General features: G+C 65.3%; 11 protein-coding genes and 1 pseudogene. 10 read left to right on the plus strand and 2 right to left on the minus strand.

Annotated features, from left to right (window positions below; all coding sequences use genetic code 11):
* Positions 1-309 precede the first annotated feature (309 nt).
* From ACZ2IA_RS02730 to ACZ2IA_RS02750, 5 genes and pseudogenes are all read left to right on the plus strand, one after another.
* Positions 310-1,093: pseudogene (locus ACZ2IA_RS02730) on the plus strand (MetQ/NlpA family ABC transporter substrate-binding protein).
* A gap of 50 nt (positions 1,094-1,143) precedes the next feature.
* The gene (locus ACZ2IA_RS02735) at positions 1,144-2,169 is read left to right on the plus strand and encodes an isopenicillin N synthase family dioxygenase (protein ID WP_470291031.1); all 1,026 of its coding nucleotides are present in this window, start codon (positions 1,144-1,146) and stop codon (positions 2,167-2,169) included.
* Between the two features lie 45 nt (positions 2,170-2,214).
* Positions 2,215-3,000: a MetQ/NlpA family ABC transporter substrate-binding protein gene (locus ACZ2IA_RS02740; protein ID WP_470291032.1), complete on the plus strand. Its 786-nt coding sequence runs from the start codon at positions 2,215-2,217 to the stop codon at positions 2,998-3,000.
* 62 nt (positions 3,001-3,062) lie between these two features.
* Positions 3,063-4,442, plus strand: coding sequence for a pyridoxal-phosphate dependent enzyme (locus ACZ2IA_RS02745; protein WP_470291033.1), 1,380 nt, complete (start codon positions 3,063-3,065; stop codon positions 4,440-4,442).
* Positions 4,443-4,599: 157 nt separating this feature from the next.
* Entirely contained in the window at positions 4,600-5,754 is a 1,155-nt protein-coding gene (locus tag ACZ2IA_RS02750; RefSeq protein WP_470291034.1) for a trans-sulfuration enzyme family protein, read from the plus strand.
* A 129-nt stretch (positions 5,755-5,883) separates the two neighbouring features.
* Here ACZ2IA_RS02750 and ACZ2IA_RS02755 read toward each other — a convergent pair whose 3' ends face one another.
* Positions 5,884-6,276, minus strand: a complete 393-nt coding sequence (locus ACZ2IA_RS02755; RefSeq protein ID WP_470291035.1) for a hypothetical protein — start codon at positions 6,274-6,276, stop codon at positions 5,884-5,886.
* 113 nt (positions 6,277-6,389) lie between these two features.
* Between ACZ2IA_RS02755 and ACZ2IA_RS02760 the strand changes: the two genes are divergently transcribed.
* The 5 genes from ACZ2IA_RS02760 to ACZ2IA_RS02780 all read left to right on the plus strand — a co-directional run bounded on the left by ACZ2IA_RS02760 (position 6,390) and on the right by ACZ2IA_RS02780 (position 12,135).
* Positions 6,390-8,642, plus strand: coding sequence for an FdhF/YdeP family oxidoreductase (locus ACZ2IA_RS02760; RefSeq protein WP_470291036.1), 2,253 nt, complete (start codon positions 6,390-6,392; stop codon positions 8,640-8,642).
* 39 nt (positions 8,643-8,681) lie between these two features.
* Positions 8,682-8,918 (plus strand): helix-turn-helix domain-containing protein, encoded by a 237-nt coding sequence (locus ACZ2IA_RS02765; RefSeq protein ID WP_470291037.1) that lies wholly within the window; start codon positions 8,682-8,684, stop codon positions 8,916-8,918.
* A 297-nt stretch (positions 8,919-9,215) separates the two neighbouring features.
* On the plus strand, positions 9,216-9,785 hold the full coding sequence (locus ACZ2IA_RS02770) for a GbsR/MarR family transcriptional regulator (protein ID WP_470291038.1): 570 nt from the start codon (positions 9,216-9,218) through the stop codon (positions 9,783-9,785).
* Positions 9,785-11,128 (plus strand): cytochrome ubiquinol oxidase subunit I, encoded by a 1,344-nt coding sequence (locus ACZ2IA_RS02775; protein WP_470291039.1) that lies wholly within the window; start codon positions 9,785-9,787, stop codon positions 11,126-11,128. Before ACZ2IA_RS02770 ends, ACZ2IA_RS02775 begins: the two co-directional genes overlap by 1 nt.
* On the plus strand, positions 11,125-12,135 hold the full coding sequence (locus ACZ2IA_RS02780; RefSeq protein WP_470291040.1) for a cytochrome d ubiquinol oxidase subunit II: 1,011 nt from the start codon (positions 11,125-11,127) through the stop codon (positions 12,133-12,135). Before ACZ2IA_RS02775 ends, ACZ2IA_RS02780 begins: the two co-directional genes overlap by 4 nt.
* A 110-nt stretch (positions 12,136-12,245) precedes the next feature.
* On the opposite strand, the gene ACZ2IA_RS02785 is transcribed toward ACZ2IA_RS02780, so the two are convergent.
* A complete protein-coding gene (locus ACZ2IA_RS02785) occupies positions 12,246-12,509 on the minus strand; it encodes a hypothetical protein (RefSeq protein WP_470291041.1) in 264 nt (87 codons plus the stop codon).
* Between the last annotated feature and the right edge of the window lie 72 nt (positions 12,510-12,581).

A 12,581-nucleotide genomic window follows, 5' to 3' on the forward strand; every position in this document is an offset into this window, starting at 1 on the left:
TTTTATTGAAGACTGGATACACTGCGACTCAGACAGGCTCCCCACTCGGACGCCCAGCCCCATCACCCCGGCTCACCCGGCCGGGTCCCCGGGATTACAGTGATGAACGCACCCAGGATTCACGCCTCACCCATTCTTCCAGCACGCTGGCCTGCTTCGGCCAACGTGGCTTGCCTCGGCGCCGCCCCCGGCCGCCGATGTTGTTGCCGCTAGACCTTCCCCCAATCCGACCTTCGTCCGCCCGCTCCCGTGAGCGGCCCTGGATTGCCATTGCTCGCTGGCACAGACCACACAATAAGGATACCGACCATGAAACGCACCCTCGCCAGCACCCTGCTCGCCGCCCTCGTCCTCAGCACCACCGCCCTCGCCGACCCGGTCAAGCTGGTGGTCGCCGCCTCGCCGGTGCCGCACGCCGAGATCCTCGAGGCGATCAAGCCGCAGCTCGCCAAGGAAGGCGTCGACCTCGAGATCAAGGTGTTCAACGACTATCCAGCCGAACCTGCAGGTCGAGGACAAGCATCTGGACGCCAACTACTTCCAGCACATTCCGTATCTGGACCAGTTCAACAAGAACCGCGGCACCCACCTGGTGGTGGCCAGCAAGCCGGTGCATATCGAGCCGTTCGGCGCCTACTCGCTGAAGGTGAAGAAGGTCGCCGAGCTGGCCGAAGGCGGCACGGTGGCGATCCCGAACGATCCGACCAACACCGGCCGCGCGCTGTTGCTGTTGCAACAGAACGGCCTGATCCAGCTGAAGGATGCGACCAATATCACCGCTACGGTGAAGGACATCACCGCCAACCCGAAGAAGCTGAAGTTCAAGGAGCTGGAAGCCGCCACGCTGCCGCGCGTGCTCAACCAGGTCGACCTGGCGCTGATCAACGCCAACTATGCGCTGGAAGCCAAGCTGAATCCGAAGCGTGACGCGCTGTTCGTCGAGACCAAGTCGCCGTACGCCAACCTGCTGGTGACCCGCGCCGATAACAAGAACAGCGACGCGGTGCGCAAGCTGGCTGCCGCGCTGGCCAGCCCGGAAACGAAGAAATTTATCGAGACCAAGTACAAGGGCGCAGTGATCCCGGCTTTCTAACCCCCCCTGTCAGCGGCGGCATCGGCCGCCGCTTATCCGGAAGAGTCACCATGAGCCAGCCCCCAACCTTGGCGCTGCCGCTGCTCGACCTGTCCCGCTTCGACGCCGGGCCGGCCGAACGGGCCGCCTTCCTCGACGAACTGCGCCGCGCCGCACGCGACACCGGCTTCTTCTACCTGAGCGGGCACGGCATCGCCGACCAGCAGATCCACGACGTGCTCACCGCGTCGCGCCAGTTCTTCGCGCTGCCCGACGCCGACAAGCGCGCGATCGAGATGGTCCACTCGCCGCACTTTCGCGGCTACACACCGGCCGGCCGCGAGCTGACCCGCGGCCGGCCCGACTGGCGCGAACAGCTCGACCTCGGCGCCGAACGGCCGGCGCTGAACCCGCCGCCCGAAGCGCCGGCCTGGCGCCGGCTTCAGGGCCCCAACCAGTGGCCGCTGGCGCTGCCGGCGCTGCGCCCGGCGCTGATCGGCTGGCAGGACGCCGCGACCCGCGTGGCTATCCGGCTGCTGCGCGCGTTCGCCGCCGCGCTGGACCAGCCGGAGGACATCTTCGACGACGCGTTCGCCAAGGCGCCGATCCAGCACCTGAAGATCATCCGCTATCCGGGCCTCGCCGAGCCTGCTGCCGACGAGCAAGGCGTAGGCGCGCACAAGGACAGCGGCTTTTTGACCTTGCTATTGCAGGACGAGCAGTCCGGCCTGCAGGTAGAGACCGCCGACGGCTGGATCACCGCACCGCCGCTGCCCGGCACCTTCGTCGTCAACATCGGCGAATCGCTGGAACTGGCGTCGAACGGCTACCTGCGCGCGACCGTGCACAGGGTGGTCAGCCCGCCGCCGGGTCGCGACCGGCTGTCGGTCGCGTTCTTCCTCGGCCCGCGGCTCGACGCCACCGTGCCGCTCTTGCCGCTGCCCGAACATCTGGCCGCCGAGGCGCCGGGGCCGGCCACCGACCCGGCCAATCCACTGTTCTACGAGGTGGGCTGGAACATGCTGAAGGGCCGGCTGCGCTCGCACCCCGACGTCGCCGAACGCCATTACGCCGAGCTGCTGCAGGCGCAAGCCTGAGCCTTTCGGCCAACCTTTATCTGCCTATACAGAGGGAATAACCAGATGAAGACCCTACTGCTCTCGACACTCGTCGGCCTGGCTTTCAGCCTGGCCGCCCACGCCGAAACGCTGATAGTCGGCGCAGAGGCGGTGCCGCACGCCGAGATCCTCGAGTACATCAAGCCGGCACTCGCCAAGGAAGGCATCGAGCTGAAGGTGAAGGTGTTCACCAACGGCCAGCAGGAAAACTTCGCCGTCGCGCAGAAGGAGCTCGACGCCAACTACTTCCAACACAAGCCCTTCCTCGACGGCTTCAACAAGGCCAAGGGCACGCAACTGGTATCGGTGGCGGCGATCCACGTCGAACCGTTCGACGCCTATTCGCGCAAGATCGCCAAGCTCTCCGAACTGCGCGACGGCGCGGTGGTGGCGGTACCGAACGACCCATCGAACGCGGCGCGCGCGCTGCTGCTGTTGCAGAAACAGGGTCTGATCAAGCTGCGCGACCCGGACAACATCCTCGCCACCGCGCGCGACATCGTCGTCAACCCGAAGAAGCTGCAGATCCGCGAACTGGAAGGCGCGACGCTGCCGCGCGTGCTCGACCAGGTGGACCTGGCGCTGATCAATACCAACTACGCGCTGCAGGTCGGGCTCAAGCCGCGCCGCGACGCGCTGTTCATCGAGGACAGCCGCTCGCCCTACGCCAACATCCTGGTGGCGCGGCCTGACAACCGGAACAGCCCGGCGCTGAAGAAGCTGCTCGCCGCGCTGACGTCGAACGACGCGCGCCGCTTCATCGACAGCCGCTACCAGCGGTGCGGTGGTACCGGTGTTCTAAGCTGGTAGAACCTAGCGCAACTCAATCTCGGGATCCACAAGACCCCTTTCACAAGCAGCAGGACGACACCATGTCTTACTCCTCCCTACTGGCCCTGATCGGCAACACCCCGGTCGTCAGGGTCACCCAGCTCGACACCGGACCGTGCGAGCTCTACCTGAAGCTGGAAAGCCAGAACCCCGGCGGCTCGATCAAGGACCGCATCGCGCTGTCGATGGTCGAGGCGGCCGAACGCGACGGCCTGCTCAAGCCGGGCGACACCATCATCGAGGCCACCGCCGGCAACACCGGCCTCGGACTCGCGCTGGTCGCCGCGCGCAAGGGCTACAAGCTGACGCTGGTGGTGCCCGACAAGATGAGCCGCGAGAAGATCCTGCACCTGCAGGCGCTCGGCGCCCATGTGGTGCTGACCCGCTCCGACGTGGGCAAGGGCCACCCCGAGTACTACCAGGACCTGGCCGCGCGCCTCGCGAGCGAAACGCCCGACGCGTTCTACATAGACCAGTTCAACAACCCGGCCAACCCGCTCGCGCACGAGACCGGCACCGCGCCGGAGCTGTGGGAACAGCTCGACCACGAGGTCGACGCCATCGTCGTCGGCGTCGGCACAAGCGGCACCCTCACCGGCCTGTCGCGCTTCTTCGCCAAGCACTCGCCCGCCACCGAGTTCGTGCTCGCCGACCCTGCGGGCTCGATCCTCGCCGACGTGGTCAACACCGGGGAGCACGGCGAGCCCGGCAGCTGGCTGGTCGAGGGCATAGGCGAGGACTTCGTGCCACCGCAGGCGGACCTCAGCCGCGTGCGCACCGCGTACAGCATCAGCGACAAGGACAGCTTCGACGCCGCCCGCGACCTGTTGCACCACGAGGGCATCCTGGCCGGCTCCTCGTCGGGCACGCTGCTCGCCGCCGCGCTGCGTTACTGCCGCGCGCAGACCGAACGCAAGCGCGTCGTCACCTTCGTCTGCGACAGCGGCAACAAGTATCTGTCGAAGTTCTACAACGACTACTGGCTATTCGACCAGGGTCTGTTGGCGCTGCCGAAGGTCGGCGACATCACCGATCTGATCCCGCGCAAGTACGCGCGCGGCGAGGCGATCGTGTGTACGCCGGACGAGCCCTTGACCGCGGTCTACCAGCGCATGCGCCTCTACGACGTGTCGCAGGTGCCTGTGCTCGACAACGGCCACGTGGTCGGCATCCTCGACGAGTGGGACCTGCTCGTGTTCGTGCACGGCGAGCCGGAGCACTTCCTCGAGCCGGTTTCGAAGGCGATGACGAGCCAGGTGCACATACTGCCGCCCGACGCCTCGCTGCAGGACCTACTGCAGGTGTTCAGCGAGGACCTGACCGCGCTGGTGATCGACGGCGACCGCTATATCGGGCTGATCACGCAGACCGATCTCTTGAACTACTGGCGCCAGCGGGTGACCCGCCACGAGAACCACTGACAAACCCCTCCCGGCGTTGTTCCCCGGCCTTGCCGTACTACTTGTACTGTCTGCGGCAGGGTGTCGAGCAGGACCGCTACGCTGGAGTTTCTCAGCGCCTCTTAACACGAAAACGGCCGCGCCCGACCCGGGCGCGGCCGCCAGACAAGGAATCCCCATGAGCGACTTCCACACCCTGTCGGTCACCGCCGGCCAGCATCAGGACCCGTTCGGCGCGGTGATCCCGCCGATCTACGCCACCTCGACCTACCGCCAGCACGCGCCGGGCGAGCACACCGGCTACGAGTATTCGCGCTCGCAGAACCCCACCCGCGAGGCGCTGGAACGCGCGGTCGCCGAGCTGGAAGGCGGCCGCCAGGGCTACGCGTTCGCCTCCGGCCTCGCGGCGATCGCCACCGTGCTCGACCTGTTGCCGGCCGGCAGCCACGTCGTCGCGATCGACGACCTATACGGCGGCACGGTGCGGCTGTTCGACCGAGTGCGCCAGCCTTCGGCCAACCTCGAGGTCAGCTATGTCGACTCGGCCGATCTGGCCGCGCTCGAGGCGGCGATCCGGCCGAACACCCGGCTGCTCTGGGTCGAGACGCCGTCCAACCCGCTCAACAAGCTGGCCGACCTCGCCGCGCTGGCCGCCATCGCCAAGCGCCACAACCTGATCTCGGTCGCCGACAACACCTTCGCGTCGCCGGTGCTGCAGCAGCCGCTCGCGTACGGCTTCGACATCGCGCTGCACTCGGCCACCAAGTATTTGAACGGCCACTCCGACGTGATCGCCGGCGTCGCCGTGGTGTCGCAAGACCGCCCGGACCTCGCCGAACAACTGGCGTTCCTGCACAACGCCACCGGCGCCATCCTCGACGCGTTCCCGAGCTTCCTGGTGCTGCGCGGCATCCGAACGCTGGCGCTGCGCGTCGAGCAGCACAGCCGCAACGCACTCGCCATCGCGCATTGGCTGGAAGCGCAGCCGGGCGTCGAGCGGGTGTTCTACCCGGGACTGGAAAGCCACCCGCAGCACGAGCTGGCACGCCGCCAGATGCAGAACGGCTACGGCGGCATCGTGTCGTTCCGCCTGCGTGGAGACGCGGCCGCGGTGCAACGAGTGCTGGCCAAGAGCAAGCTGTTTACGCTGGCCGAAAGCCTGGGCGGGGTGGAGAGCCTGGTGTGCGTGCCGGCGAAGATGACGCACGCCGGCCTACCCGCAGAACGCCGCGCCGCACTCGGCATCGACGACAGCCTGATCCGGCTATCGGTCGGCATCGAGGGCGAGGCGGCGCTGATCGCGGATCTAGAGCAGGCGCTGGCGGCGCTGTAATTAATATTGACCGAATGATCAATTAAAAAGGGCAGCCGAAAGGCTGCCCTTTGGAGTCATAACGGTGCGTCAACTTAAAGCATCAATAGCCCGAGGAATCTGGAAGATCATTGGCCTATGTATCGCAGCCTAGATTTCAGCGAGATTGTTGGCTAACTCGTACAACTCAACCGCATCAATCTCTCGATCAGGAATGTTTGGTCGCCCAGACTTCAAGAAATCCTGTCGGTCGAACCCAGCGTAAATCCGTCCATGGATGACCTCGTTTCGCTGCTCAAATAACTCCCTCGAGGCATCAAGATCTGCACGCAGGCTGTCGCGATATTCAAACATTAGACTAGCTATCACTCGTTTAGCTTTCTCGATCTTCCTGCTAACCGACCAACGCTGTTCTGCTTCTGGAAAAGCCTCGACTGGCCCAAGCAAGAAGAGAAGATCATCAATCTGCTCTTCGAGATACGCAGCATATAAAGCCACAAAACCCAGGCCGCGAACTGGATCGCCGTCATTCTCAATAGGCATACTAATGCTCCGCTGATGCACTTGGTCTTGGCACTCTTCATAGCACCCTTTCGGCCAACCTTCCCATCGATCTGCGATAATCGGACCATCTACCGATCATCCACGTCGACACCGTGACTCAGCGCATCAAACTCTATAAGCAGCCGGCCGGCGGCTGGGGCGCCCTGAAGAGCTCGTTCAAGCACATCAGCGAACAGGGCATCCTGGCCAAGGGAGTAGCCACCCTGCTGCATTCGAACCAGCCGGACGGCTTCGACTGCCCGGGCTGCGCCTGGCCCGACCGCAACCACCATTCCACCTTCGAGTTCTACGAGAACGGCGTAAAGGCCGTCGCCGCCGAGGCGACTAAGCGCACCGTCGACGCCGCATTCTTCGCCGAGCATTCGGTCAGCTGGCTGGCCGAACAGGACGATTACTTCCTCGAGGCACAGGGCCGGCTCACCGAACCGATGGTCTACGACGCCGTCAGCGACCACTACCTGCCGATCGGCTGGGGCGACGCGTTCGCGCTGATCGCTCGCGAGCTGAACGCGCTCGACCACCCGAACGAGGCGCTGTTCTACACGTCCGGGCGCACCTCGAACGAGGCGGCGTTTCTGTACCAGCTGTTCGCCCGCGAATTCGGTACCAACAACCTGCCCGACTGCTCGAACATGTGCCACGAGCCGTCCGGCGTCGGGATGAGCGAGGCGATCGGCGTCGGCAAGGGCACCGTCACGCTCGACGATTTCGCGGCCGCCGAGGCGATCTTCATCTTCGGCCAGAACCCCGGCACCAACCACCCGCGCATGCTCGGCGAGCTGCGCGACGCGGCGCGGCGCGGTTGCCGCATCGTGGTGTTCAACCCCCTGAAGGAACGGGGGCTGGAGCGCTTCACCGATCCGCAAAGCCCGGTGGAGATGCTCACCGGCGGTGCCACCGAACTCGCATCGCTGTACTTCCAGCCGCGCATCGGCGGCGACCTGGCCGTGGTCAAGGGCACCATCAAGGCGCTGTTGGAGGCCGACGACGTCGACCACGCCTTCATCGACGAGCACACCGACGGCTTTGCCGAGCTGCGCGCCGAAGTGCTGGCCGAGGGCTGGCCGGCATTGGAAGAATCGTCCGGCCTCTCCGAGGCGCAGATCCGCCAGGCAGCGGCAGTGTACCGAAACAGCAGCGCCACCATCTGCACCTGGGGCATGGGCATCACCCAGCACCGCCATTCGGTGGCGACGATCCAGATGATCGTCAACCTGCTGTTGGTCAAGGGCAATATCGGCAAGCCCGGCGCCGGCGCCTGCCCGGTGCGGGGTCACTCGAATGTGCAGGGCGACCGCACGATGGGCATCAACGAGAAGCCGGCGGCGGCCTTCCTCGACAAGCTCGGCGCGGCGTTCGACTTCGCCCCGCCGCGCGAGCACGGCCACGACGTGGTCGGTGCGATCGAGGCGATGCTCGCCGGCGAAGCCCGGGTGTTCTTCGGCATGGGCGGCAACTTCGCCGCCGCCACGCCGGACACCGAGCGCACCCACCAGGCGCTGCGCCTCTGCCGTCTCACCGTGCACGTCACCACCAAGCTCAATCGCTCGCACCTGGTGCACGGCGAACAGGCGCTGATCCTTCCCTGCCTCGGCCGCACCGAGATCGACCGCCAGGCGGGCGGCGTGCAGGGCGTGAAGGTGGAAGACTCGATGAGCATGGTGCACATCTCCACCGGCATGAATGCGCCGGCTTCGGCCAACCTTTTATCGGAGCCGGCCATCGTCGCGCGCCTGGCCTCCGCCACGCTGCCGGCGAGCAAGACGCCGTGGCTGTGGCTGGTGGAGGACTACGACCGCATTCGTGACAAGATCGCCGAGGTGGTCGACGGTTTCGCCGACTTCAACGCGCGGGTACACGTACCGGGCGGCTTTTACCTCGGCAACGCGGCGCGCGAACAGCGCTGGCGCACCGCCGGCGCCCGCGCGCGGCTGATCGCCCACCCGCTGCCGGATCGCCAGCGCTTCGCGGCGCCGAAGGATGGCGCCCCACTGTTCAATCTGATGACGGTGCGCAGCCACGACCAGTACAACACCACCGTCTATGGCCTGGACGACCGCTACCGCGGCGTGTTCGGCCATCGCCGCGTCTGCTTCATCAACAAGCAGGACCTGGCGCGGCTCGGCATGGTGGCCGGCCAGTGGGTGGACATGACCTCGTTGTGGGACGACGGCGAGCGGGTGGCGCGGCGCTTCCTGCTGGTCGAATACGACATCCCCGAGGGCTGCCTCGCCAGCTACTTCCCCGAGACCAATGGCTTAGTGCCGCTGTCCAACTTCGCCGACAGGGCCCGCACCCCGGCGTCGAAGTCGATCCCGGTGCGCCTGAGCCCGGCCTCGGCCTGAGTCGCATGAATCGACCAGCCCGATGAACCACGCAGCCTCATGAATCAGGACCACGCCCTTGCCCTGCTCGCGCTGTTGGCCGAACACGACGGCGTGTCGCTGCCGCGCGCCTGCAAGACGCTCGGCCTAGGTCAGAGCGAGCTGTTCCGGCTCTTGGCGGCGCTTGGCGACAGTCCGACGCTGCCGGGGCCGGGCTTGATCGAGCTGCGCGAGGACGGCGCGCGGCGCCGGCTGTGGCTGACCGACAAGGGCCGGCAGCTGCTCGACAGTGCCTAGCCGTTCGGCCAACCTTCACCGGTCGTCCTTCGTAGTCACGGACGGCGTTTCTTCTTACGAAGACGCGTCAGCCACCCTTCTATTTCACCCGTTAATCCTCCCTGCGCTTCATCAGCGACCGCGTGCATCCTTGCCCAGCCGATTGCTGTCTTCATGCCCATCCCAACGGCATCAGGCCCCGACACGCCTCGCTTCCCCCCTCCCGCCAGTCTTTTTCACCCATCCCATTGACCCCGCAAAACCGACAACTTATGATATTTATCAAACTTTCAGAAATTACTGAAAATTGCGAAAATCATGAACACACCTCCGCTCGTCCAATCCTTCGTGCTGCATTTCGGTGAAATGGGCAGCCGCTGGGGCATCAACCGCACGGTCGGGCAGATCTACGCCCTGCTCTATGTGTCCGAAAAGCCGATCAACGCCGACGAAATCGCCGAAAGCCTGGGCTTCTCGCGCTCCAACGTCAGCATGGGGCTGAAAGAACTCGAATCCTGGCGGCTGGTGAAGCTGCAGCATTTCCCGGGCGATCGTCGCGAGTACTTCTCGACGCCGGACGACGTCTGGGAAATCTTCCGAACGTTGGCCGAAGAGCGCAAGAAGCGCGAGGTCGAGCCGACGCTGACCATGCTGCGCGGCGCGATGATGGAGCGGCCGGCCAGCGACGCCGAACTGCACGCGCAGGCGCGCATGAAAGAGATGTACCTGCTGATCGAACTGGTGACCAGCTGGTTCTCCGATATCCAAAACCTGGACGTGGAAACGCTGCAGCGGCTGATGAAACTCGGCTCGAAGGTGACCAAGGTGCTGCAGTTCACCCAGTCGCTCACCAAGAAGACAAGCCGCAACGGCGGCGAGGAGGCCTGATGGAACTCGATCCCCTGGTACTGGCGCGCATTCAGTTCGGCGCCAATATCACCTTTCACATCCTGTTCCCGACCATCAGCATCGCGATGGGCTGGATGCTGCTGTTCTTCAAGCTGCGCTACAACAAGACCCGCGATGCAGCCTGGATGGACGCCTACGGATTCTGGGTGAAGGTGTTCGCGCTGACCTTCGCGCTGGGCGTGGTGTCCGGCATCACCATGAGCTTCCAGTTCGGCACCAACTGGCCGGGCTATATGCAGACCGTCGGCAATATCGCCGGCCCCCTGCTCGCCTACGAAGTGCTGACCGCCTTCTTTCTGGAGGCCACCTTCCTCGGCATCATGCTGTTCGGCCAACAGCGCGTCAGCAACCGGGTGCACACGCTCGCCACCGTGCTGGTGGCCGGCGGCACCACCGTGTCGGCGTTCTGGATCATCGCGCTCAACTCGTGGATGCAGACCCCGGCCGGCTTCGAAATGATCAACGGCCAGGCACACGTCACCAACTGGCTGGAGGTGATTTTCAACCCGTCGATGCCGTACCGGCTGACCCACATGCTGCTCGCCTCGGGCCTGACCGTGTCGTTCCTGATTGCCGGCGTGTCGGCCTACCGCTGGCTGCGCGGCGACCGCGTACCGGCGGTGGCCAAGGCGCTGAAGAGCGGCGTATTCCTCGCCGCCATGCTGATCCCACTGCAGATTGTCGTCGGCGACCAGCATGGCCTCAATACCCTGCATCACCAGCCGGAAAAGATCGCCGCGGTAGAGGGCGTGTGGCACACCGAGCAAGGCGCGCCGCTGACGCTGTTCGCGCTGCCGAACGAAGAAACCCGCAGCAACGACTACGCGATCACCGTGCCGAAGCTGGCCAGCCTGGTGCTGACCCACTCGCTCGACGGCGAGCTGAAAGGCCTGAACGAATTCAAGGACGGCCACCCGCCGGTCGCCAAGGTGTTCTGGAGTTTCCGCGTGATGGTCGGCGTGGGCATGCTGATGCTGCTGGCTTCCTGGCTCTGCGCCTGGCAGCTGAAGAAACGCGGTGAGCTGGCGATCTGGATGCAGCGGCTGTTGATCGCCATGACCTTCTCCGGCTGGTTCGCCACCGTGGCCGGCTGGTACGTCACCGAGATGGGCCGCCAGCCGTGGCTGGTGTACGGCGTGCTGACCACCGCGCAGGCCGCATCCAAAGTGCCGGCACCGATGATCCTGGCCACCCTGATCATGTACCTGGCGCTCTACGTGGTACTGCTGCTCTCCTACGTATCCGTGCTGTTCTACCTTGCCCGCAAGGCCGGCAAACCCGCCGCCCAGCCTTCGGCCAACCTGAAGGAGGTGACGGCATGACTGCTGCTTACTGGCTGCCGGTGATCTTCGCCGGCCTGATGGCTCTCGCCATGCTGATCTACGTAATCCTCGACGGCTACGACCTGGGCGTGGGCGTGCTGCTGCCCTTCGCCGACGAAGACGACAAGGACATGATGATCGCCTCGATCGGCCCGTTCTGGGACGCCAACGAGACCTGGCTGGTGCTTGGTGTGGGCCTGTTGCTGACCGCCTTCCCGATGGCGCACGGGGTGATCCTCGGCGCGCTCTACCTGCCGGTGGCCTTGATGCTGTTGGGGCTGATCCTGCGCGGCGTGGCGTTCGACTTCCGCGTCAAGGCGCACGCCGACCACAAGCCGTGGTGGAACGCCGCCTTCGCCGCCGGCTCGCTGCTCGCCTCGCTGTCGCAGGGCGTGATGCTCGGCCGCTACCTGACCGGCTTTGCGCCGGGGCTGGAAGCGTGGAGCTTCTCGCTGTTGACCGGCGTGGGCTTGACCGCCGCCTATGCGCTGCTCGGCGCCGGCTGGCTGATCATGAAGGCCGAAGGCAAGCTGCAAGCCCGCGCCATCGACTGGGCGCGCCACAGCGTGGCCGGCGCGGCGCTGGCGGTGCTGGCGGTGTCGATGATCACCCCGCTGGTCAGCCAGCGCATCGCCGACAAGTGGTTCGTGCTGCCGGACTTCCTGTTGCTGCTGCCGCTGCCGCTGATCTCGCTCGCGCTGTTCGTGATCTTGGCGCTGTCGCTGCCGCGGCTGGCGCGTCGCCAGGCCGCCGGCAACGACAGCCTGTGCTGGCTGCCGTTCGGCTGCACCGTCGGCATCGTGGTGCTGGCGTTCTGGGGCCTGGCGTACAGCGTGTTCCCGCAGCTGGTGATCGACCAGCTCGACATCTGGCAGGCCGCCAGCAGCCCCGAGGCGCTGAAGGTGATCCTGGCCGGTGCGGCGGTGGTGCTGCCGACCATCCTCGGCTACACCGTGTTCGCCTACCGGGTGTTCTGGGGCAAGGCGCACGAGCTCACCTATCAGTAACATCCACGTTGGCCGAACGCCGCATGACAAACGCCCCGCATCTGCGGGGCGTTTTCACTGCCTGGCCACCCATAAGGCGGCAATAACCCGTCACGACGGGGAAGGGTCTGTCAGTGCAAGGACGGTGGACTATAGGATCGCTGCACCGACAATTCGGACATACTGTTCGTCAGCTCAAGGGCTAGCCCCGGCTCGCTGTGGCGGCACATCAGCGCCCCCACCGCAATCATGCGAGACAACTCAGACTGTGTCAGTTTTGGCGAAATCGCTGCCAGATTTTCCGCCAGCAGCGCCACGACATGCAGATTCGACAACGGGGCCGGTACGGCGCCCTCTTCACGCAACATCAACTCAAACAACTTCAGTGCATCCATCGCCACCCCACTTTCAGTAGTTCAGCGAGTTCCAACTATAGGCAGCGATGCGCCCTCTGCAGGACGGGATGA

This window comes from Crenobacter sp. CS_VA4 (assembly GCF_055597485.1).

Bases quoted from the DNA above. Each gene is read 5' to 3' on its own strand.
- ACZ2IA_RS02735 (WP_470291031.1), top strand. From the start codon at position 1,144: ATGAGCCAGCCCCCAACCTTGGCGCTGCCGCTGCTCGACCTGTCCCGC.
- ACZ2IA_RS02740 (WP_470291032.1), top strand. From the start codon at position 2,215: ATGAAGACCCTACTGCTCTCGACACTCGTCGGCCTGGCTTTCAGCCTG.
- ACZ2IA_RS02745 (WP_470291033.1), top strand. From the start codon at position 3,063: ATGTCTTACTCCTCCCTACTGGCCCTGATCGGCAACACCCCGGTCGTC.
- ACZ2IA_RS02750 (WP_470291034.1), top strand. From the start codon at position 4,600: ATGAGCGACTTCCACACCCTGTCGGTCACCGCCGGCCAGCATCAGGAC.
- ACZ2IA_RS02755 (WP_470291035.1), bottom strand. From the start codon at position 6,276: ATGCCTATTGAGAATGACGGCGATCCAGTTCGCGGCCTGGGTTTTGTG.
- ACZ2IA_RS02765 (WP_470291037.1), top strand. From the start codon at position 8,682: ATGAATCAGGACCACGCCCTTGCCCTGCTCGCGCTGTTGGCCGAACAC.
- ACZ2IA_RS02770 (WP_470291038.1), top strand. From the start codon at position 9,216: ATGAACACACCTCCGCTCGTCCAATCCTTCGTGCTGCATTTCGGTGAA.
- ACZ2IA_RS02775 (WP_470291039.1), top strand. From the start codon at position 9,785: ATGGAACTCGATCCCCTGGTACTGGCGCGCATTCAGTTCGGCGCCAAT.
- ACZ2IA_RS02780 (WP_470291040.1), top strand. From the start codon at position 11,125: ATGACTGCTGCTTACTGGCTGCCGGTGATCTTCGCCGGCCTGATGGCT.
- ACZ2IA_RS02785 (WP_470291041.1), bottom strand. From the start codon at position 12,509: ATGGATGCACTGAAGTTGTTTGAGTTGATGTTGCGTGAAGAGGGCGCC.